Consider the following 20,796-nt stretch of genomic DNA (forward strand, 5'->3'; position numbering starts at 1 on the left):
GTCCTATCTTGATTGATTAAAATTGGCACACGAAAAATTTAACTACCATGTATAATTAACACCTGCTAATTTAGTATTTTATTGAGAAATGAATATTGATGATAACTATTATTTTACAGCACAAGTCTCCATAACTCTTAAAGCCATAACCCCCCTACTTTCTCTTATTTATACAGTAATAACATTTGATACATTTAATTAACATTAAATTTCAGAATCACATAAAAAATACAATGCCGAAGCTTCCCGCCGTAACCATATCGCTCTTCAACAAGGTAAACACAAATATCAGACGGCCCTAACTAACGCAAATCGCACTCAATCAGCTGGAGCGTGGTTCTCACGTTCCACGTCTAATGATTGACGACAACGCATCATGCGCTCAACGACATGAGAGGAGCTTACAGGTAAGAAAGAGAATTAAAATAAATGATATCTACTGATCAATGTAGAATGACTTTGTCGTCAAATCAGAGCCTTACCCAGGAGCGAATACATTCGCTCAGAATGAGAACTTTGAGATGACTTAGGAATAGAAATAAATTGGGAATATTGGCACGTACTCAAAACGAGCACGTGCTAAGAGCAACAACTCAAATTTTGATTGGTTTTTCGACCAATCGAGAGGTTACAACGCAGTTTCTGCCGCGCTTTTTCGCTTTGTAAAGCGCATTATCAGCATCAACAATCCAGTGTTCTAAGGTATCAATTTCAGCTTTGCCCAAATAACAACTAACACCCAAACTAATAGTGAACTGGATTTCGATTCCTTGGACATTAAGCTTTAATAACTCGACGGAGGTTCTCAGATCTTCAGCGATAGTATGCGCTTCTTCTTTTTCCGTGCTTGGTAATAGAATCAGAAACTCCTCCCCCCCATAACGACATACCAGATCATGCTCTCGAACCGAGAGATTCAAAGTATCAGCTAACGTTTTGAGTACCTTGTCACCCATGTTGTGCCCATAGGTATCATTTATCGCTTTAAAAAAATCGGCGTCAATCAGGATTAATGAAGAAGGTACTTTATACTGCTCCGCCTTCGCCAATTCCATTTTAGCCAATTCAAAAAAACGGCGACGATTCAATACCGCTGTAAGAGGATCTTTATGTAGCATATCTTCCATCTGAATCTCAGCGAGTTTACGCTCTGTAATATCGTAACCAATGCACTGATACCCAAGTGGTTTACCCGATTTGGACATAATTAGGCGGTCTGTCCACTGTAACCAACGAAAAACTCGGTTGCCGTGCTCATCTAACCTGTCTTGTCGGTGCTCGTGAACAGCTAAAGGAGAATCGGTTGTTAAACGAGCAAGTTGCCGTTTTGCTCTTCCAACGTTCTCAGGTTCAATAACCTCTAACACATTTTTGCCGACGATCTCATCAATGGGCTTGCTAAGCGCTTCTGATACTCGCCGATTGACATATTCAATTCGATAATCAAGGTTATAAACCAAAATTAAAGAGGGTTGATCGTTCATCGTTTCTAGTAATACATCGGCTTTGTGCAGTGAATGCTGTAAATGTTCTAGTGGCGATACATCAGTAAGGCATAATATGTAATGCACTCCCGCAACAAAGTTTGAATGGCAGTACCAGTTAATTTGTATTGCTTTGGTTTGTCCATGAATAGTCAGATGGTGCATTTTGCGCGACATCGACCATTGCTTTAATTCATCTGCCGTTAAACGTTCGTTAAGGGAGAGAAGATCATTAATATCTCGACCAACAACATTTTGTGAATCAAAGATTTCAGCATATTCTCCCATTGCGTGAGAGACCAGTAAATCACTGGATATATAAAGTAAACAACTATCCATATTCATTAATGATTAAATACTATTTTATAGAGATCAGCTTAAATATACCGTAAAAACGCTTCATTATTCGGGCTCTAATCTTGTATAAAAATAGTAAAGGCATTCCTTATGTAAATTTATCCCTACTCTGCTAACTGGCTAGCTTGTAACAAACCGCCATATTGACCCAATTGATTTTAAAAATCAAAGATCTATATATAACAATAACCTATGTTACATTTTTGATGCGTTAGATTTGGCATTATATATAAGTGAGATACCAGTTAGAACAACGCAACTTATAGAACTTCATTAAAAATGACATATAAATAAAATGGTTTTATTTAATGATAAAAGTCTTTATTTAAACAATGTCTAGGGATCATTAGCTAGGCATGTTATTAGCGCAATTAATAAGTATTGTCACAGAAGATCGAATTTCCTTTTTTACTAGGAAGAGATTCTTACATGATTGATTGCTAATGCTTGGATACTCGATTTATTAGGGAACTAAGATCACAGAAAAAGTTCTAACCTTTCAGGTGCCGTGATTTGAGGTAAACGAGCAAAATATCACGACACTCTTAGTAAAAGAAACTAGCCCGTATCAGTGAATAAGAGGGTGAATGAACTTCGTATTCATGTGGAATTCATCTTCGCTCTGGTATGGTGGCACTAACTTAATAACTAGAGGTACTCACTATGAGCCGATTGATTGTCACTGCATTAGCTGTTATTACAGGCATATTTGCTCTGATGTTTAGCCTAGTGATCGCGATTCCTCTCGCTTTTATTGCGTTAATTCAGGGTAAAAGATTTAATGATCAACTGAAGCGTAACTCATTCAATCATCGCCAACATGCCAGTCATGATGTGATTGAAGGAGAATACGAAGAAGTGATTCATGAAAAGGCCTCCCACAATTAAACATCATGGTTGTTAAAGCACACGAAGCCTTAACACCGTTAAATACTTACCACGACTCGGATCGCGAGTGCAAGTAACACGCATCCCGATAATCGATCGATCAACGCAGCTTTATGACGTAACTTATCGAGTACGGCTGCGTTAGATAGCAATAACGTGATTAAGGTATACCACGATCCATCCACAACAAAAGGGGTCGCAACAATGGTGACTTTATCAGACAAACTATGTCCCGCATCAACATACTGACTAAACAGAGCGATAAAAAACAGCGCGATTTTGGGGTTCAGCATAGAGATAAGTGCGCCTTCTTTCGCCGACTGCCAATTACTAACGCGTTCACCACTTTCTAAACGAGCTGCGACACCACCTTTAGAGCGCAGTGCATTAACCCCCAAATACGCTAAATAGGCAGCGCCTAGATAAGTAATCGTGTCAAACACCAAAGGAGAGTGTTGTAAAACAACCGCCAACCCAATCATAGTAATAAAGGCGTAGACCCCAATGCCACAAGCATGCGCCCAAGCGGTACAAATGCCATTTGAGCGCCCACCCGCTAAGCTATGTTTAACCACCATCGCTAAACTGGGACCTGGTGACATCGCACCAAGTAGAGCAATGGCAAATAATGAAAACCACGTTGTTAATGTCATAAAATCGCTTCGCCCGACTAGGCTTACCTTTTTTGTTATTTTTTCCGGATAAATGAGTCACTCATATTATCAGTAGGAAAATTCGAATGTATTTGAAGAACCGCGCGCCACTTTAACACTTGCTTTGTCCAATGCCGAAATGGCATGTTCAACCCCTAATTGCTGTTGGGTATAGTGGCTTAATATCGCTACCACCTGGCTATGCGCCGCCTTGCCTGATTCGATTCCTGCCGGAGCATCTTCAAATACAATACAGTCGTGAATATCAACGCCGAGTTTACTTGCGCCAAGTAAATAGGGCTCAGGGTCGGGTTTGCCCTTACTAATCGCTTCTGCTGTTATCAGTATTTTGGGCATGGGAATACCCGATGCTTTTATTCTTGCAGAGGCGACGGGTAACGTTCCTGAGGTCACAATGGCCCAAGGCACACCAAGCGCTTCAAGTGATTGAATGAACTCAAGCGACCCATTCAAAGCAATTGTACCTTCAGTATCTTGTGATTCTCGAGTTTCTAACCAATCCATTTCGTTATCAATGAATGAATCGTCTTTATCAGCCAACAATAGTGCCAACGATTCCCTTGCAGGGCGGCCATGAATGACAGACATGACCCGATCTGGATCGAGATTATTGCGTTGCGCCAGTAGCGTCCAAGAACGTTTAACCGCGCCTAATGAGTCGATAAGCGTACCATCTAAATCAAATAATGCCGCTTTAAATTCTATGGTTTTCGCCATACTAGATCCTTGATTTTTCTTACTATCTTACGCCTGAACAATGAATATTCAAGCCGCATCCACAACAAAAACACGTGCCACCCAACGCACCATGTAAACAGCTTTTTCCTTACTATGCCACACTGATTTTGTATAAAAACCTATCGCCTCAAATAGAAATAACAAGACAGACAATAATAAGCCTACAAATTGAGTGGTTATGAACAAATTCATAAAGTTGATGCAACCGGTACCACAATATGAGATAAATCCGGTTGCTTGAAGCTGAAATTGAATTAATTTATAACCAACTCAAACATATACATAGCCAATCAACGAGTAAAGATGAATTTATGAGCCTTATTTCACCTATTCCCTTGATCAAAAAAATGCGATTTTTCTCCCCTTCCGCTGTCCACTGTCGAGGAAAATACTAATATGTATCATTTATATTATTCCCCTCGCTCTGCCAGCATGGCCGTCCACTGGTTGCTTCATCACCTCAATGTTCCCTATCGTTTGCATTATGTTAATAAGAAAAAAGATGAGCAAAAATCCGATGCTTATAGAAAACTGAATCCTGTAGGAAAAATTCCAACACTCGTTATAGATGGTCAACCCATAGCAGAAACAGCTGCCATCATGATGACTCTGTGCGAAAAACATCCCGACGAGCACATGATGCCTCCAACCCATTCAGCACAAAAGCCACGTTTTTATCAATGGATGCTGTACCTTTCGAACACCTTGCAAAACGATTTAATGATCTATTTTTATCCTGCGAGGCACGGAGTGCATAACACAGAGCATGATAGTGTAAAACGTACCCAAGCAGCCCGTATTGATGAGAGCCTTACCCTCATTAATGATCAGCTAAGTCATCACACCTATTTAATCGATGATGAAATATATGCCTGTGATTTTTTTCTCTTTATGTTGTGCAGTTGGTGTTTTGCATTAGAAAAAACCCCGATGGATTACCCCTATTTACGTGGTTTTATGCAGAGAATGGCGACGAACGAAAGCGTGTTAGCCGTTAATGAAATTGAACAGTTAAATCTGATTGAAATTCTCAGTTACGTCAGTTAGCGACTAAACCGATAAAAAAGTCACCTTAACTTCAGCAAGTCTCTGAAAGAAAAGGTGACAATATTTTTGGAAATTGACTTGTATACCGCTAATCAGTGACATTACTCCCCTGAATGCGGGCTATTGTGAATTTATAATCCCATTTCCGCTGAAATCTGTTCGACCCAACCAGCAACTCGTTGATCGGTTAAGCTAGATTGATTGTCTTTATCAATAACTAGGCCGACAAATTCATCCCCATCGACAGCATTCGATGAATTAAATTCATAACCATCTAGTGGCCAAAAACCGACCATTGTTGCACCAGTATTAGCAACGTAGTCATACAATTCACCCAGCGCATCGACAAACTCATCAGCATAACCGACTTGGTCTCCTAAGCCGTAAAGAGCAACGGTTTTACCACTCAGATCTAATCCTTCAAAATTGGGCATAAACTCTTCCCAGCTTTCTTCCTGACAATCACAAGATAAGCCCGGTAATTTACCTTCACCAAGAGTTGGCGTACCTAGGATTAGGCAATCATATGCAGTTAAATCCTCTACTGTTGTGCGGTTGATATTCTTAGGTTTATCGGCAATGTCGGGGCCGAGTAGTTTTTGAATCTGTTTTGCAATCTTACGTGTACTACCTGTATCTGTACCGAAGAAAATACCCACTTTAGCCATCATTCACTCCTTTGAAACGTCAATTCATGCTTTGTTACTCTCTATACCCAAGTAACCTCAAGATGCTGTTTCAGCGAGAATGGTTTCGCTCTTAGGCAAGGCACTGATTTGAAGACATAGTCATTCTACGTTAAAAATCAGTAACACAGCCTGGGAGCGAATAAAACTCGCCCTTTAGGAGCTCATCAACAAACCTATTTCTGCGCTCAATCACGTTGAAAGGGAATGACCATTCCTGCCGTGATTGAGCTTGACCTAGGCTCGTTGATGAAGCTCTGAATCCTGCATCTTGAGGTCATTTGGGTATATAATTGTTATTAGAGCAAAGCGCATACCAGTTAGTTAGTTACATATAATCAATTAGTTACATAAAGCCTTTTATTTAAATGACTGTCAGTCGTGACAAATTGTCATAAAGCTGACATTAATCGTCGTCGTCGTCATCATCGTCATCTGGCTGCCAAATGAGTGGCCGATAAATTTCTACCCGATCGCCATTTTTGAGCTCATGAGTAAGAGGACTAACCTTGCCAAACACGCCCACTTTTTGTGCCTGCAGATCGATATCGGGAAACACTTCCAATATCTTCGATTGATGAATCGCAGTTAATACCGTCGCATCGTCAGGCACATTGATCGGTAACCATACTTGTTCACTGGGCAAGGCATAAACTACTGAGACTTTCATTTCGTCGCTCCTTCACTTACATATCACCTTCCGGCACCATGCCACTCTGCCGTTGTTTGTTTTCTTGCCACACGGCTTCTAATTTTTGTTTTAGTGCCAAGCCAAGCCCCAACATAATGAAGCCACCTGGTGGTAAAATAATTAATAATAACCCGCGGTAATCGGGGATAATGGTGGTTTCTAAAAAGGCAAAGTGTGGACCGAGCAATAGGCTTGCATTGGTAAATAAAGTTCCACTACCAATGATTTCACGGATAGCGCCAAGCACCGTTAATACCCAAGTAAAGCCAATGCCCATAAACACCCCATCGACCAGAGATGGAAAGACCTTTGAACGACTCGCGAACGATTCAACCCGCCCTAAGATCGCGCAGTTAGTTACAATCAAAGGAATAAAAAGCCCCAGTACTTTATGTAATTGGTGTAAATAGGCGTTGAGCAACGCATCCGTTAAAGTCACTAGTGTCGCAATGATAATGACGTTCACGGGAATACGTACGGTTTTACTGATGACACCTTTTGCCATTGAATTGATAAGGTTTGAGGCAACCATCACCACCAATGTCGCAAGCCCTAAACCAAGGCCGTTCGTTGCACTACTGGTGACGGCCAATAATGGGCACAAGGCTAACGACTGTTTAAGGACTATATTATTGTCCCAAAGCCCATTTTTAATAATGTTGGAATATCCCTCACTCATGAGCTGACTCCCTATCCTGTTTTAGTGCTTCCAATGCTAAGTGAATACCTTTGACCACAGCCCGTGGAGTAATGGTTGCGCCGCTAAATTGGTCGAACGTCCCACCATCTTTTTTTACGCCCCACACTGGCGTATTTTTTAACGAGTGATGATTAAAACTGAGAATCCACGGGCTTTTCGCCAATTCGATATTGTCCCCCAGCCCTGGCGTTTCAGTATGACTCACCACTCGAACCCCAATGATCTCTTGGTGCATGTTGACTCCCATCAGATAAGTAATGGGGCCGCTGTAACCATCTTCCGCGCCGCGCACAACCCATGCGGTGACCTTTCCTTGGGCATTTTTCACCGGGAACATGTCGAACGTTTCTTTGGCATAATGGACACTATGCCCTTCTGCAAATACATCGTTTGAGAATGTGATGTCGCCCAACACTTGTTTGAGGAGAGCGTTTTGGTCTTCACTAATCCTTTGAGCGATAACGGGTTTCGTCAGTACTTCGGTAAACACCAATAGAATAGCGGCGATCGCACACGTTACCGCTAGGAGGCCACTTTGATAGCCCACTTTTTCTTTCCATAAATCTAACGACAACATCATGACTTTTGTTCCTTCAAGCTGCGACTACCGTACACCGCAGGGCGCATGTAGTGATCAATCAAGGGACTGGCGGCATTCATAATGAGCACAGCAAACGCCACCCCTTCGGGATAACTGCCAAAAGTACGAATTAACCAAACTAATAAGCCACATCCTGCCCCATAAAGAAGCTGGCCACGCACGCTAGTTGGAGACGTCACTAAATCGGTGGCAATATAAAATGCGCCTAACATCGCACCGCCACTAAACCATTCATTCCAAAAAGGCAGATATTGCTGACCATTAATTAGGTGCGCGATAAGCGCGGGAATACCTAAACCAAAAAAGAAAGAGGTGGGGATTGCCCAGTGAATAATGCGGCGATAGAGTAAATAAATACCTCCAAGCAAAATGAAGATCGCACTGGTCTCCCCTAAACTACCTGCTTGTTGACCAAAGAAAATATTAAATAATTCAACAGGCAATTTACGTTCGGTACTTAACGCGGTTGCAGCCGTCATACCATCAAAATGTAACCACCCTTCCGGCACGGTTAATAACGAGTGACTAAAATCAAGTGGCGTAGGTGTTGCCCACCGAGTCATCTCAACTGGGAAACAAATTAAGAGCATGACCCTCGCGAGCATCGCTGGATTAAATAAGTTCTGTCCAAGCCCACCGTAGATCTGTTTGCCCATGACCACAGCAAATACTGAGCCGATAATGGTTAAGGTAATAGGAAAAGTCGAAGGCAGGCTCATTGCCAGTAACATCCCTGTGAGTAATGCTGAACCATCTAAGCAGGCTTTCCATGATTTTTTCATCAGAATAAGGCAAGCCATTTCTGACAAGACCGCCGCTAAACAACTGACCAACAAAACCACAAAACTACTCAAACCGAATTGGTAGACGCCAAACAACGCAGCCGGTAACAACGTCAGTAACACGGTATACATAATTCTGACACTGGAATTCGCGTTATGGGCAAAGGGCCCCATGGCGACATCATATTTAATCATTGTTGATCCTCCTCAGTGACAGTCGTTTTGCGAGCGACTCGCGCTGGACGTGGTGGTCGAGCCGGCCTCTCGGCTTTCACCGTAATATCAGGTTGAGATTCGGTAGGCTCAGCGACTAGCTGTGATTGAACATCTGGATTGAGTTGCGCTGTTGGTCTCCTTGGCGGACGAGTAGGACGTGCTGGTCTTGATGATACTTGTGCTGAGTTCTCGTGAGATTCCATCTGTACTACGTTATCTTTAGTTTCAGTCACTGCACTGTTACTACGAGCTTTACGCGCCGGTCTTGCGGGTCTAGCTGGTCGTTCACTGAGATTGGTCATGTCCTGCTGAGTGTTACCTGTTAATGAACTCTCCTCACTCACGACTTGAGCGGTTGGTCTTGCTGGGCGACCGGGACGTCCAGGTCTGGTAGGGCGAGCCGGCGCTTCATTCGCACCAGATTCAGCCACTCGGGCGCCACGAACAGGCCGTTGCTTCGCTTGTTTCGCTGCCAATTTAGCTTTAGCTTCTTCTTCCATACGGTGACGTTTCGCTTCAGTAAGCTGCTTAGCTTGTTGCGATTTACGTTCTTTTTGCCAATTTGAGTTAATGACACCTTTGGAATGCATAAAATATTGGACTAACGGAATAGAAGAAGGACACACATAGGAACACGCACCGCATGATAAACAGCTACGCACTCCAAGCTCCTCTGCTTTTTTAAAATCAGATACTTTGGTATAAGCAGCCATTTGAAATGGCATAAGGCTCATAGGGCAAGCTCTCACACATTGACCACAGCGAATACATTGTTGATGCTTGTATTTGCTCATGATTTCGTCACTGGTAAGGGCTAATATTCCTCCCACCATTTTATCAATTGGCACATTCAGCGAAGTAATGATCTGCCCCATCATGGGACCACCGAGAACCAAACGCTCGGTACTTTCACTGGTTCCACCACAGTAATTGATCAAATCTTGTACTCGAGTACCAATTGGTGCCTCTACATTACGAGGCTCACTCACGCCTTGCCCAGAAATAGTCACAATGCGATTGACTAAAGGACGACGAAAACGCACTGCGTGATACACGGAACGTGCTGTGGCAATATTGTTAACCACGACACCAATGTGCGATGAACGACCGCCTTGAGGCACTTCCTTACCCACTAACGTCTTAATAAGCTGCTTCGCTGACCCCATGGGATAAATGCTAGGGACACTGCGAATTTCGATATTGGGTTCTTCACTCGCGGCATCGGTCATTTCATAAATAGCGGTTTGTTTGTTGTCTTCAATCCCCACGATAACGCGTTTTGCACCACTGGCGATTTGCATCAACTTTATGCCAGATATCACTTCCGCTGCGTAAGTCTGCATTGTGACATCATCACTGGTGAGATAAGGCTCGCACTCACCCCCATTAATAATTAAGGTTTCTACCCCCGCTTTACGTGCAGAACTCAATTTCATTGCAGTAGGGAATCCGGCGCCGCCTAGTCCAACAATACCTGCTTTTTGTATGCGCTCTAAAATGGTATCTGGATCAAGTTGATGAAAAGCGCCTAGCTCTGCTGGCGTGCCCCAGTGACGGTCTTCATTGGCACGAATCTCTATGGTGTCTGCATAAATTTTTGCCGGGTGCGGTGTGATATGAGGCGCAATCTTAGTGACAATCCCGTTAACCGGAGAATGAATAGGCGCGACACGCTCGCTGTGCGACTGGGCGATTAGCTGACCACGAAATACCATATCACCCACGTTAACCAAAGGCTTAACGACGGCACCATCGCGTTGCTGTAGTGGCAAGTAAACATAACGAGGCCAAAAATTTTCATCGATGGGCTTGTCACTGGTTAAGTGTTTAAAGGTTTTAGGGTGCACACCACCAGAGAATCCGTGTGAAAATAAGCGTAACATCTTCTACTCCTAAGCTGCATCTGAGGTGGGTTTAGGCCAGTACCAATGCTTGGCATCGGGTTCTACTTCTGCCATATCAAGACAATGTTGCGGGCAACTCTTGGCACACAGTTCACACCCCGTACACACGTCTTTTAAAACGGTATGCAACTGCTTTGGAGCACCAACAATGGCATCAAACGGGCAGGCTTTCACGCAGCGGTGACACCCAGAACATTGCGCTTCTTCAATCACCGCAACATATTCTTTATCTTCGTCGCTGACCTCAACAGAGACACCAAGAAGATCGGCGACGGTCACCGCTAAACTTGCGCCACCAGGAGGACAACAATCAGGTCCCAATTCGCCACTGACCATTTTTTCAGCGGCTTGACGGCACCCAGCCTCACCGCACTGGCCACATTGACCACCAGGTAATAACCCTTCTACTTGGTCTACCAGCGGGTTGCTATCAACGTGAAAATACTTCGCAGCTACGCCAAGTAGTGCTCCTAAGATCGCCCCAAGCAAAACAAAAAACACTAATGCTGAAATAACCATAGCCATTTGAGATTCCCCCTTTTCTACGCCATTCCCGAGAAGCCCATGAATGCCATTGACAGAAATCCTGCCGTAATAAATGCAATTGGCGTCCCTTTGAAAGCGGCAGGCACTTCACTAATTGATAACTGACTGCGCAACCCCGCAAATAGCGTAATCACAATAAGAAAACCCGTGGCAGAACCGACGCTGAACATTAAGGTTTGAATAAAATTGAGGTCGTCTTGAACAGCAAGTAAAGCCACACCGAATACCGCACAGTTAGTCGTAATCAGTGGTAAATAGACCCCGAGAGCTTGGTATAAGGTGGGAAACGCTTTCTTTACATACAACTCGGTAAATTGAACCACACCCGCAATCACTAAAATGAACGCAATAATGCGCATAAATTCGAGCCCGAGTGGACGCAAGATGGCGAATTCAATCATCCATGTCACCAGTGTTGCGAGGGTTAATACGAAGGTTGTTGCAACCCCCATCCCAACCGCACTGCTGATCTTACTTGAGACCCCCATAAAGGGACACAATCCGAGAAACTTTGCCAACACGACGTTATTGACGAAGGCGGCACTGAGTAAAATTATGAATCCGTCTGACATAACTCTTTCCTAGAGATCCGTTTCCCAGCATTGGTGCATAGCCTATGCCATCGCAATCGAACTGCACCATTTTGAACCTTCAATCCCTTATCAGACGGTGAATTTACAGGGGTAGTAACGCCCATAAGGACATTTGTCAGCCTTGTACTAAAACTGACAATTTCATGGGAGAGATTAAAATTTGTCTTATATCAAACAAGACTGAAGTAAAGGCTTATGGTTCAAAGCCATATAAAACAACACTTTTTTTGTGGAATAAGAAATGCATGACACTTGTTTCCTATATAATTACGCTAAGGAAGGCTCTTATGGGACAAGTCGATACGGTGTTACAAGATGCAATACCGCCAATGTTCAGTGACCAAACCTTTTCTCAGATCGTCTCAAACGCTCCGGTTGCGATCAGTATTACCGACCCTAACGGCACTATTTTATTCGTTAATCAGATGTTTTCAGAAATCACCGGCTACACAGCAAGTGAACTGGTCGGGCGGAATTCTTCACTGCTTTCCTATAAGGCAACACCGAAAAGTGTCTACGAAAATTTATGGAATGCAATCAGTACAGGGCATCATTGGCAAGGACAGCTGGTGAATCGCAAAAAAAACGGGCAGCCCTATATCGCTGAAATCTCTATTTCACGGTTTGTCGCCATGAAAGGTGATGTGTGTTACTACGCCATCCACAAAGACATTACCGAAGCGCACCAAACCGTCACTAACTTAAAAAATCAATCGGTCATGTTTGAGGCAGTACTGAATGCCACACCAATTGCCATCACGATGATCGATCAAGATCACAACACCTTATTTAGTAATGCTAAATTCGACAAAATTGGACAAAGTATCAACGGCTCCCCCGTTAAGGAACTGCTGGATAGTTTGAATACCGATTACGGTATCACGTCGATTAACGAATTTATGAAAAATAAAGAACACCGCTATAAAGGCGTTCATATCGAAAATAAAGGAGGAGTACGTGAGCGTTGGTTTGATTATTCGTTAGTAAAAATCCCTGTATCTGACACAACAGCCGATACGTATTTCAAACCTCAAGATGCGTTTTACACCGTCATTACCATCACAGAACGCACGCGAGAAAAACTGCTGGTTGAAGAGCGCCGTATCAACTCGGTCAAATTGATGACCCGCGATAATAAATATGTTCATGCGATGCAAGAAGCGCTGATGGCGACATTGCATCAATTGCAAGGGCCCTTCAATATGATCGATTCCGCCATGAACATTCTAAAGCGCACCAGTCCATCATGTCCTGGGCTCATCGCGATGGATGAAGCGATGGAAACTGCTTTTCGCGCGATGCACGATATCAAACAAGCCATTCCTGAACGCAACAGTGAAGCATTCCAACCCGTTAATATCAATCAAGTGATCCGCGATGCAACGGCGATTTGTACCGATGAGCTGTTGATGTCATCGACTAAATTAGACTTGATTCTGTCACCTAAACTCAATTCCATCAATGGTATGCCGCACCGGCTTATTTTGGCATTAAAACAGTTAATCGATAATGCGGTCGATTCCATTCAAGCGGCCAAGTGTAACGAACGCTCTATTTTGATTACCTCGTACGCGGCTAATGAAGAGACCAAAATCATTGTGGAAGACAGTGGCGGCGGCATTGCCGATGATTTACGTTTGAAAGTATTTCAACCCTTTTTCAGTACCAAACCCAAGCATCAAACCGGATGCCGTGGTATCGGTTTATCGATTGTGCAGCAAGTGCTGAATGAGCATTCAGCGACCATTACGATCTCTGAAAGTGATCACTTGAAGGGTGCGTATATTTGTCTCACCTTCCCTAGCTCTGAATGGTAATGCCTTATGACTGAAGATTTATCTCTCTTAGATTTAGAACGTCAGTTGTTAGCTGCAATGTATCGCATTGCTAGTGTCTTAAATAGCAGTCTCGAATACCAAGACTCAGCTGATAAAGTTCTGCAAATATTGCACGACGATTGCCGGCTGCAATGTGGCCTACTGACTATCCTCGATCAAGATCAACAAACCTTGATCATTAAAGCAGTGCACACACCAACGCCCAATATGGCGGTTGAACAAAAGCGAGCTCACTATAAAGTTGGCGAAGGCATTATTGGCGAAGTATTACGTCAAGGCAGTACCATGGTGGTACGTAACCTCGGTAGTGATATGCGCTTTGCTGATAAATTAGCCTTGTACGATTACGAAAAACCATTTATCTGTGTGCCTCTTAAAGATAGTCGTACTCACCCTATTGGCGCACTCGCTGCACAGCCCCCGATTTTAGATGATCAATACCTGACACTACTCACCAAGTTTATGGAGATGGTGGCAAACTTAGTCGCGCAGAATGTGCAACTGGCATTTAAAGTCGAAAATACCCAAAAACAATTGGTTGATGAACGCGATGGCTTGCGCCGCCAAGTTCGTAATAACTACAGTTTCCGCAATTTAGTCGGTCATACTAAGGTCATGCGGCAAGTCTTTGAGCAAATTCGTTTAGTCTCTCGTTGGGATTCTACCGTGCTAATTCGCGGAGAGTCTGGGACAGGGAAAGAGCTCGTCGCTAACGCTATTCACTACAACTCGCCACGAGCGAATAACCCATTTGTGAAACTCAACTGCGCTGCCCTTCCCGATAATTTATTGGAATCAGAACTGTTTGGTCATGAAAAAGGCGCGTTTACAGGTGCGGTTAAGCAACGCAAAGGACGATTTGAGCTCGCCGACAACGGCACGATTTTCTTAGATGAGATCGGTGAAACCAGCCCAGCATTTCAGACTAAATTACTGCGCGTGTTGCAAGAGAAGGAATTTGAACGAGTGGGCGGCACCAGCACTATCTCAGTGAACGTGCGCATTGTTGCGGCAACTAACCGTAATTTGGAAGAAGAAGTGGCTAAAGGCGATTTTCGTGAAGATCTGTACTATCGCTTAAACGTCATGCCCATGTATTTACCACCACTGCGTGAACGTGTTCAAGACATTCCTGAACTGGCTGATCACATGATTAAAAAACTTAGCAAAGCCCAACAGCGCAAAATCTCGCTTACCGATCCTGCTGTACGAGTCATGATGGGATACCATTGGCCAGGTAACGTGCGAGAAATGGAAAACACCCTAGAACGTGCTTCGGTCTTAAGTGAAGCGGGCGTCATTGAGCCTGAGTTAATTACCTTCTCTCACATGGAATCCACGCCAGCGATGCACACTCCTAGCAGCTCATATCAGGCGATGCCTGCTCAAAGTACGCCTAAACCGGCTACTGAATTACCTAGTGTGTCCAAGGAGCAAAAATTTCATGATGAGCGCGAAATGGTCATTGATGCATTAGAGCGTACAGGCTGGGTAAAAGCGAAAGCCGCTCGATTACTCAATATGACGCCACGCCAAATCGCCTATCGGATTCAAATCATGAATATTGAAATGAAGCAGATCTAATGGCGGTTACTGTGATACCCAACTGACTGTTAGTTACTGAGTCAGGGCGTCATCAATCGACACGAGCCAAACCCAATCATGTTACATGGTCGTTTCCTTGCAACATGATTGGGCTCAGAGATAGGCTGGTTGATGAGCTCCCGAATCAGGCTACAGCCATCGATTGAACCTGATGTAAATGATCCACTATTTCTGTAAATGTAGGCCGCTTGGAAAGCTCAATATGTTGGCAATCAGACACTAACTTATTTAATTGAGCCTGCATGGTCGTGTCAATGTCATCACACCGAGCGATTAACTCTTCAAGTAAACAACCAAATGCCCGCACCTCTAGTCGTTGCAAACTCGCAGATTGCTCGGGATCAGACAAATCAATAAAAGAAGCAGCACCATAATCACTTAACAATGCCTCCCCGGTTGGGGTCGTTAATATATTATGCGCGTACAAATCACCGTGCACAATTCCCTGTTGATGGAGATGACAAACGGCCTGTGCAATGGCTCCTATGATGCGAAACAGTTCTACTGTGGTAAATTGCTTATCTGCCGGATACACATCCCTCGTACATGAATCTAGACTAGGCGGACCTGCCAAGTTAACGAACTCTTTGGGTATAAGGTTCATGATGATGCCATCCGTATCTTCAGGATGGTTAGAGATCCGCCCAATCGTTTGAGTTAACGCCCGATGCTGACCCGCTTTTATCGTTGCTGCCATCTCACATAAAGGCAAACCATCGCTTGTCATTGTGCCTTTAAATAGTTTAACCGCCACACGATGAACGTCGTTTTCAAGCATCAAATCCGCTTGATAAATCAATCCTGACGCGCCTTCACCGAGTAAAACGTTAGTTGTGATATTGTGCCAATCGATCGGCATCATCTCTACGATTAACGCTTGCTGTTCTATCGGCTCGACAAAGGGGTTACCAGCGTATGCAAACCAAGTTAATTTCGGTAAAGCAAATACCCATTCAGGGAACGTGTTGAGTCGATTCGCCGACACCCGCATTAACTCCAATCGTTGACATTGTGCTAATGACTCAGGCAAGCGAGACAGCTTATTACCCGCTAACATCAATTTTTGTAATTTATCGCACTGCCCAATACGTTCAGGTAATACACGAATACAGTTATCTGTCAAAATAAGCCAGCGTAATTGAGGAGGTAACGATTCTGGGGGAACGTCTTCGATTTGATTAGATTTGAATCCTATCATGCTGAGCGAGCAGCATTTTCCTAACACCTTAGGTAATTGCGTGAATTGATTTTGCGAACAAAAGATGACTTTTAAATGCGTTAATTGGTCAAGATCATCGGGTAGCGATGAAAGTTGATTGCCAGTCAAATCTAAGATTTCTAGCGTGTCAGCTAGCGAAAAAATTTCTCGTGGAAAATCCGTCAAACCACAAGCTAGCTTCAAGCGACGCAGACCTTTTAACGATCCAGAGCGTAATTGTTCAAGAGTGTGCATTATCAACCTAATCAAAAAGAACGACGCGAAAAACAAGCGCCTAGAAACAAAACGACTGAATTGTAACGCAACAAGCTGTGTTGAGTCATTCGATTGGCTGAAACGAATATTTTTCTTTAGAACACAGTGACCGCATACGTTAACCCTCAATTGTCAAAATCACGACTCAAAACGAACAAACCTGAGCAAAATTTGTTTGTTATTTTTACGACAATTGTTCGTGTCACAATGTTACACCAGCTTTTAAAACAATAAATTTCAATAGGTTAACTTAGGTACAATGTTTGCATTCTGATCCCTATTACTTACACCGGAAAAGAGGTCGACATGGAAAGTCCTTCTCATACAAGCTGTTCAGAGCATTCTAATAACGACAATATTCACCACTTTTTTAGCAAAGATGTCCAAAATCAAATTGCACAGCATCCATGTTATTCAAAGCAAGCCCATCAGTACGCGCGGATGCATTTACCTGTCGCCCCTGCCTGTAATATCCAATGCAATTATTGCAATCGTAAATACGACTGTAGCAATGAATCTCGCCCAGGCGTGGTTTCACAAGTTATGGATACTGCCTACGCATTACGCCAATTCAAAGCGATAAAACGTCGTGCACCAAACTTAACCGTGGTCGGTATCGCTGGGCCTGGTGATGCTCTGGCTAATCCCAAAATGACATTTGCGACATTAGCGCAGATCAAAAATGCCGATCCTCAAGCTCAATTATGCATTTCAACCAATGGCTTAGCATTGGAAGAACATGTCGATTTGCTCGTCGAACTCGGTGTGCACCATCTTACTATCACCATTAACTGCACAGATCCTGATGTAGGGGCAAAAATCTATCCTTGGATTTTTCATGATCATCGCCGTATTAAAGGGCGAGAAGCGGCCGAAGTGTTAATCAAACATCAATTTGCAGGTTTACGTAAAGCCGCAGCCGCGGGGCTTTTAGTGAAAGTGAATACCGTATTAATTCCTGGTGTAAACGATGAACATATCCAAGAAGTAGCCGAAGCCGTCAAAGCCAATGGCGCATTGTTACATAACATTATGCCGCTCATATCGGACCCGAGCCACGGTACCTATTTTGGACTGAGCGGCCAACGCGGCCCAACCGATGATGAGCTGCAACAAGCTCGACAAAACTCAGGCAGTTTCATGCCACAGATGACGCATTGCCAACAATGTCGTGCCGATGCTGTCGGAATGCTAGCGGATAATCATGGAACACAAGGCTGCTCTTCGCATCACGATGATGAGGCCGCGACGACTGTAGACAAACCCCATAATGCCTCAGAACAACCCACTCAAGACAAACCTTATTTGGTCGCAGTAGCCAGTGATGGTAGCGAACACATTACGACTCACTTTGGCCACGCGGTTCAATTCGAAATTTATCAATATAGCAGTGATCAACAGCAATTCTTACTGCGTGAAAAACGCGATGTGGGTCTTTATTGCAAAGGTAAGTCCGACTGCCCAGATGAGGAAGAAAAGAACGCTGTTATTGAAACGGTCGCTGATTGCCAAGTATTACTTTGTTCAAGAATTGGCATAACACCATGGCGAGAACTGGAAAAACGCGGGGTGACACCAAATATCGATTTTGCATTTAAACCAATTGTCGATGCTCTTGTTTACCTTGCTAAAGAATTCAACGCAGAACCTTCTATCAAGCCACAATCAACTGAACGGAGAGAACTGCTATGAGTTTTGCTATTACCGATAAGTGCGTGGGATGCCACGCCTGCTTTCTTGTTTGCCCGAATCATGCTGTTTACCAAGACCCCGAGGTATCCCGACAATTTCGTATTCATCCCAAACGCTGTGATCAATGCGAAGGCCACTATGAAGAATCACAATGTGCGAGTATTTGTCCCGTTGAAGAAGCTATTGTTGATGGGTTTAAGCATCCTTTAAATCCGGTGGGAAGTTTGCAACCAGAACAAATTGGGAGGGATTCATGATCAATGTGTATGAACAATATTGGTACCCAATTATTAACAGTTTCCATCATGGTGAAACCGCACTGACACCTCATATAGGCTTGAGCACCGCAGAATACACCGCGTTAGCCGATACCGTGGAGTTACCGCCCATAGACACTCAAGACTTACCGCAATATTCTGCCATCACTTTACGCGACGAACTTCTGAGTATGCGTGAGGACGAATTAAACGACTTAACCGAGCTACTCACTGATTTTATGAATACTAATCAGCCTTACGCTGCACAAATGGCGAAGGTGATAGCGGTTGCCAGCATGGGAAGCCAACACCTGTGGAAAGATTTAGGTATGCCTGAGCGCCCTCGCCTCAGTCAACTGTTTCACGATTATTTTCCGCAACTGCACGCCTTAAATAACCGCAACATGCGCTGGAAGCGATTTCTTTATCGTCAAATGTGTGAACGCGGTGGAGACTACGTCTGTCGCTCGCCTAGCTGCGAAACCTGCACCAGTTACAATGAATGTTTCGGTGATGAAGTGTAATAAAAATATAATTGTCGATCTTCTTGCCTTGTCGTTCAGACAAGAAAATCGACAACATTTACTTTTTCCCAAGAGTCGATAAATAATCTTTTGGGGTTAAGCCAAACCTTTGCTGGAAACGCTGCGAAAATCTCACATCAGATAAATATCCACACTTTTCGGACAGTATCAAAATATCATTAAGGCCATTTTGCATTAAATGGAGTGCATGATTAAGGCGAACTTCTCGCAAAATTTCTTTAAACTGATATCCCTCAATTTTCAAACGCCTAATTAATGTTGCTCGACTGATAAAAAATCTCTCAGAAACAGACTCTATTGTGTGATTGATACCAGGAGAGGTTGACAAATAACGTTTAACTCTATGATTAAATTTGAAGTCTTCTCCTTTAAACAACAAAGGTAGAACGCCGTATTCGGCTAATTGTTGGTACAATCCTAATAGAAAATATCGCTGGCTTTGCTTATCAATTGCTTTGGTATCTAAATGAAATAATGCATTTAGAATAGAGTTTAAACTAGGTGTCATTCTGATAACCGGATTTTCAGTTTTTTGTTGTTTCTTTATTCCTAATTCCACTATTGAATCTGGTGGTTGATAATTGAAACTAAAAAATCTCGAAGAAAAATAATTTTCACTTGGCATATTCTCAAAACTCACCGTTAGACTGTTATCAACAAGTAACAGAGATGAAGCACCGATATCAATGTAACTATCTCTCCAAAACAGTCGCTTTTTACCCGATAAAACTTGGACAATACTTGGAGAATGAATCGCCACATTCCTTACTTTTTGTAGTCTATGAGCGTTGAATGTAGAGATCTCGAATTGATTCACAAAACACCTTCATAATAATTTAATTCAATTTTTGGTATAAGTGGTTGTTATAACAGCTTTACTAATGGCTAACTTATTCAACATAAACCCAATCAAAGCTGGTGTAACTCCGTCTCCAACATCTAATTTTTGCGTAGGTAAGGCCCACACCGTAAATGTATATCGATGCATACCATTACCTTTTGGTGGGCATGCTCCTCCATAATTACGTAAGCCAAAATCATTACGAATAGCGATACCTCCCCATTTACTGACATCTACCCCCCTCGGGATCACCTTTGCATCTTTTGATAAGTTAATGACTACCCAATGCCAAAACCCACTGCCAGTTGGGGCATCAGGGTCATAAAGAGTAATAGCAAAGCTTTTTGTACCCAATGGCACGTCATGAATCCTTAACTCTGGGGACAAATTATCTCCATGACACCCCAAACCAGAATTAACAAAAATATTCGCTAATGGTTTCCCCTCTTCAATATCTGCACTTGATATTGAAAATGCGTGACTAGAAAGACTAAAAAAGATAGAAAAGCACAGTAAGGTTATTTTTTTGGTGAACATAAAACTCTCCTCTAAGATTAGAGAATAATTTACTAGTACACCGATGCTAAATTCTTACTAAAAGTATTAAATGTATCTAATTTTTATACATATGTAATAC

At 43.1% G+C, this 20,796-nt stretch carries 21 protein-coding genes; 7 read left to right on the top strand and 14 right to left on the bottom strand.

All coding sequences use genetic code 11. The features are described from left to right. Window positions 1-593 precede the first annotated feature (593 nt). Window positions 594-1,829 carry a GGDEF domain-containing protein gene (locus tag F9817_RS21790; RefSeq protein ID WP_161158312.1) on the bottom strand — a complete coding sequence of 412 codons (1,236 nt, stop codon included), beginning with the start codon at window positions 1,827-1,829 and terminating at the stop codon, window positions 594-596. A gap of 675 nt (window positions 1,830-2,504) precedes the next feature. On the opposite strand from F9817_RS21790, the gene F9817_RS21795 reads away from it, so the two are divergent. Beyond that, the gene (locus tag F9817_RS21795; protein WP_161158313.1) at window positions 2,505-2,729 is read left to right on the top strand and encodes a hypothetical protein; all 225 of its coding nucleotides are present in this window, start codon (window positions 2,505-2,507) and stop codon (window positions 2,727-2,729) included. A 38-nt stretch (window positions 2,730-2,767) separates the two neighbouring features. On the opposite strand, the gene F9817_RS21800 is transcribed toward F9817_RS21795, so the two are convergent. Together F9817_RS21800 and F9817_RS21805 are read right to left on the bottom strand one after the other, a co-directional pair. Beyond that, window positions 2,768-3,382, bottom strand: coding sequence for a LysE family translocator (locus tag F9817_RS21800; RefSeq protein ID WP_161158314.1), 615 nt, complete (start codon window positions 3,380-3,382; stop codon window positions 2,768-2,770). 69 nt (window positions 3,383-3,451) lie between these two features. Then, entirely contained in the window at window positions 3,452-4,120 is a 669-nt protein-coding gene (locus tag F9817_RS21805; RefSeq protein ID WP_161158315.1) for an HAD-IA family hydrolase, read from the bottom strand. A gap of 417 nt (window positions 4,121-4,537) precedes the next feature. Here F9817_RS21805 and F9817_RS21810 point away from each other — a divergent pair, with 417 nt between their 5' ends. Next, the gene (locus tag F9817_RS21810) at window positions 4,538-5,188 is read left to right on the top strand and encodes a glutathione S-transferase family protein (protein ID WP_161158316.1); all 651 of its coding nucleotides are present in this window, start codon (window positions 4,538-4,540) and stop codon (window positions 5,186-5,188) included. A gap of 131 nt (window positions 5,189-5,319) precedes the next feature. On the opposite strand, the gene F9817_RS21815 is transcribed toward F9817_RS21810, so the two are convergent. The 8 genes from F9817_RS21815 to rsxA all read right to left on the bottom strand — a co-directional run bounded on the left by F9817_RS21815 (window position 5,320) and on the right by rsxA (window position 11,886). Then, the gene (locus tag F9817_RS21815) at window positions 5,320-5,859 is read right to left on the bottom strand and encodes a flavodoxin (protein WP_237476322.1); all 540 of its coding nucleotides are present in this window, start codon (window positions 5,857-5,859) and stop codon (window positions 5,320-5,322) included. Between the two features lie 421 nt (window positions 5,860-6,280). Next, the gene (locus tag F9817_RS21820; protein ID WP_161158317.1) at window positions 6,281-6,544 is read right to left on the bottom strand and encodes an RnfH family protein; all 264 of its coding nucleotides are present in this window, start codon (window positions 6,542-6,544) and stop codon (window positions 6,281-6,283) included. A 16-nt stretch (window positions 6,545-6,560) separates the two neighbouring features. Continuing rightward, window positions 6,561-7,244 carry an electron transport complex subunit E gene (locus tag F9817_RS21825; protein ID WP_161158318.1) on the bottom strand — a complete coding sequence of 228 codons (684 nt, stop codon included), beginning with the start codon at window positions 7,242-7,244 and terminating at the stop codon, window positions 6,561-6,563. Continuing rightward, window positions 7,237-7,845 carry an RnfABCDGE type electron transport complex subunit G gene (locus F9817_RS21830; RefSeq protein WP_161158319.1) on the bottom strand — a complete coding sequence of 203 codons (609 nt, stop codon included), beginning with the start codon at window positions 7,843-7,845 and terminating at the stop codon, window positions 7,237-7,239. The genes F9817_RS21825 and F9817_RS21830 overlap by 8 nt, the downstream gene beginning before the upstream one ends. Continuing rightward, complete coding sequence (locus tag F9817_RS21835) at window positions 7,842-8,843, bottom strand: RnfABCDGE type electron transport complex subunit D (protein ID WP_161158320.1); 1,002 nt, start codon at window positions 8,841-8,843, stop codon at window positions 7,842-7,844. The genes F9817_RS21830 and F9817_RS21835 overlap by 4 nt, the downstream gene beginning before the upstream one ends. Beyond that, window positions 8,840-10,747, bottom strand: a complete 1,908-nt coding sequence (gene rsxC, locus F9817_RS21840; protein ID WP_161158321.1) for an electron transport complex subunit RsxC — start codon at window positions 10,745-10,747, stop codon at window positions 8,840-8,842. The genes F9817_RS21835 and rsxC overlap by 4 nt, the downstream gene beginning before the upstream one ends. A gap of 9 nt (window positions 10,748-10,756) precedes the next feature. Next, the gene (locus F9817_RS21845) at window positions 10,757-11,293 is read right to left on the bottom strand and encodes an RnfABCDGE type electron transport complex subunit B (RefSeq protein WP_237476323.1); all 537 of its coding nucleotides are present in this window, start codon (window positions 11,291-11,293) and stop codon (window positions 10,757-10,759) included. Window positions 11,294-11,310: 17 nt separating this feature from the next. Continuing rightward, on the bottom strand, window positions 11,311-11,886 hold the full coding sequence (gene rsxA, locus F9817_RS21850) for an electron transport complex subunit RsxA (RefSeq protein WP_161158322.1): 576 nt from the start codon (window positions 11,884-11,886) through the stop codon (window positions 11,311-11,313). Between the two features lie 308 nt (window positions 11,887-12,194). Here rsxA and nifL point away from each other — a divergent pair, with 308 nt between their 5' ends. Beyond that, complete coding sequence (nifL, locus tag F9817_RS21855) at window positions 12,195-13,724, top strand: nitrogen fixation negative regulator NifL (RefSeq protein ID WP_161158323.1); 1,530 nt, start codon at window positions 12,195-12,197, stop codon at window positions 13,722-13,724. Window positions 13,725-13,730: 6 nt separating this feature from the next. Beyond that, window positions 13,731-15,329 carry a nif-specific transcriptional activator NifA gene (gene nifA / locus F9817_RS21860; protein ID WP_161158324.1) on the top strand — a complete coding sequence of 533 codons (1,599 nt, stop codon included), beginning with the start codon at window positions 13,731-13,733 and terminating at the stop codon, window positions 15,327-15,329. Window positions 15,330-15,474: 145 nt separating this feature from the next. Here nifA and F9817_RS21865 read toward each other — a convergent pair whose 3' ends face one another. After that, window positions 15,475-16,803 carry a leucine-rich repeat-containing protein kinase family protein gene (locus F9817_RS21865; protein ID WP_161158325.1) on the bottom strand — a complete coding sequence of 443 codons (1,329 nt, stop codon included), beginning with the start codon at window positions 16,801-16,803 and terminating at the stop codon, window positions 15,475-15,477. Window positions 16,804-17,130: 327 nt separating this feature from the next. On the opposite strand from F9817_RS21865, the gene nifB reads away from it, so the two are divergent. Genes nifB through F9817_RS21880 form a run of 3 tightly spaced genes read left to right on the top strand, consistent with a single transcriptional unit; the run spans window position 17,131 to window position 19,297 of the window. Next, window positions 17,131-18,516 (top strand): nitrogenase cofactor biosynthesis protein NifB, encoded by a 1,386-nt coding sequence (gene nifB, locus F9817_RS21870; protein WP_161158326.1) that lies wholly within the window; start codon window positions 17,131-17,133, stop codon window positions 18,514-18,516. Then, on the top strand, window positions 18,513-18,773 hold the full coding sequence (locus tag F9817_RS24580; protein WP_161158327.1) for a 4Fe-4S dicluster domain-containing protein: 261 nt from the start codon (window positions 18,513-18,515) through the stop codon (window positions 18,771-18,773). The genes nifB and F9817_RS24580 overlap by 4 nt, the downstream gene beginning before the upstream one ends. After that, window positions 18,770-19,297 (top strand): nitrogen fixation protein NifQ, encoded by a 528-nt coding sequence (locus F9817_RS21880; protein WP_161158328.1) that lies wholly within the window; start codon window positions 18,770-18,772, stop codon window positions 19,295-19,297. Before F9817_RS24580 ends, F9817_RS21880 begins: the two co-directional genes overlap by 4 nt. A gap of 58 nt (window positions 19,298-19,355) precedes the next feature. On the opposite strand, the gene F9817_RS24455 is transcribed toward F9817_RS21880, so the two are convergent. Together F9817_RS24455 and F9817_RS21890 are read right to left on the bottom strand one after the other, a co-directional pair. Continuing rightward, a complete protein-coding gene (locus F9817_RS24455; protein WP_161158329.1) occupies window positions 19,356-20,135 on the bottom strand; it encodes a helix-turn-helix domain-containing protein in 780 nt (259 codons plus the stop codon). A gap of 24 nt (window positions 20,136-20,159) precedes the next feature. Then, complete coding sequence (locus F9817_RS21890) at window positions 20,160-20,696, bottom strand: YbhB/YbcL family Raf kinase inhibitor-like protein (RefSeq protein ID WP_161158330.1); 537 nt, start codon at window positions 20,694-20,696, stop codon at window positions 20,160-20,162. Between the last annotated feature and the right edge of the window lie 100 nt (window positions 20,697-20,796).

Source organism: Vibrio eleionomae (assembly GCF_009874545.1).
GTDB classification, from domain to species: domain Bacteria; phylum Pseudomonadota; class Gammaproteobacteria; order Enterobacterales; family Vibrionaceae; genus Vibrio; species Vibrio nitrifigilis.

Excerpts from the sequence above, each read along its gene's own strand:
- F9817_RS21790 (WP_161158312.1), bottom strand. The coding sequence starts at position 1,829 with ATGAATATGGATAGTTGTTTACTTTATATATCCAGTGATTTACTGGTC.
- F9817_RS21795 (WP_161158313.1), top strand. The coding sequence starts at position 2,505 with ATGAGCCGATTGATTGTCACTGCATTAGCTGTTATTACAGGCATATTT.
- F9817_RS21800 (WP_161158314.1), bottom strand. The coding sequence starts at position 3,382 with ATGACATTAACAACGTGGTTTTCATTATTTGCCATTGCTCTACTTGGT.
- F9817_RS21805 (WP_161158315.1), bottom strand. The coding sequence starts at position 4,120 with ATGGCGAAAACCATAGAATTTAAAGCGGCATTATTTGATTTAGATGGT.
- F9817_RS21810 (WP_161158316.1), top strand. The coding sequence starts at position 4,538 with ATGTATCATTTATATTATTCCCCTCGCTCTGCCAGCATGGCCGTCCAC.
- F9817_RS21815 (WP_237476322.1), bottom strand. The coding sequence starts at position 5,859 with ATGATGGCTAAAGTGGGTATTTTCTTCGGTACAGATACAGGTAGTACA.
- F9817_RS21820 (WP_161158317.1), bottom strand. The coding sequence starts at position 6,544 with ATGAAAGTCTCAGTAGTTTATGCCTTGCCCAGTGAACAAGTATGGTTA.
- F9817_RS21825 (WP_161158318.1), bottom strand. The coding sequence starts at position 7,244 with ATGAGTGAGGGATATTCCAACATTATTAAAAATGGGCTTTGGGACAAT.
- F9817_RS21830 (WP_161158319.1), bottom strand. The coding sequence starts at position 7,845 with ATGATGTTGTCGTTAGATTTATGGAAAGAAAAAGTGGGCTATCAAAGT.
- F9817_RS21835 (WP_161158320.1), bottom strand. The coding sequence starts at position 8,843 with ATGATTAAATATGATGTCGCCATGGGGCCCTTTGCCCATAACGCGAAT.
- rsxC (WP_161158321.1), bottom strand. The coding sequence starts at position 10,747 with ATGTTACGCTTATTTTCACACGGATTCTCTGGTGGTGTGCACCCTAAA.
- F9817_RS21845 (WP_237476323.1), bottom strand. The coding sequence starts at position 11,293 with ATGGCTATGGTTATTTCAGCATTAGTGTTTTTTGTTTTGCTTGGGGCG.
- rsxA (WP_161158322.1), bottom strand. The coding sequence starts at position 11,886 with ATGTCAGACGGATTCATAATTTTACTCAGTGCCGCCTTCGTCAATAAC.
- nifL (WP_161158323.1), top strand. The coding sequence starts at position 12,195 with ATGGGACAAGTCGATACGGTGTTACAAGATGCAATACCGCCAATGTTC.
- nifA (WP_161158324.1), top strand. The coding sequence starts at position 13,731 with ATGACTGAAGATTTATCTCTCTTAGATTTAGAACGTCAGTTGTTAGCT.
- F9817_RS21865 (WP_161158325.1), bottom strand. The coding sequence starts at position 16,803 with ATGCACACTCTTGAACAATTACGCTCTGGATCGTTAAAAGGTCTGCGT.
- nifB (WP_161158326.1), top strand. The coding sequence starts at position 17,131 with ATGGAAAGTCCTTCTCATACAAGCTGTTCAGAGCATTCTAATAACGAC.
- F9817_RS24580 (WP_161158327.1), top strand. The coding sequence starts at position 18,513 with ATGAGTTTTGCTATTACCGATAAGTGCGTGGGATGCCACGCCTGCTTT.
- F9817_RS21880 (WP_161158328.1), top strand. The coding sequence starts at position 18,770 with ATGATCAATGTGTATGAACAATATTGGTACCCAATTATTAACAGTTTC.
- F9817_RS21890 (WP_161158330.1), bottom strand. The coding sequence starts at position 20,696 with ATGTTCACCAAAAAAATAACCTTACTGTGCTTTTCTATCTTTTTTAGT.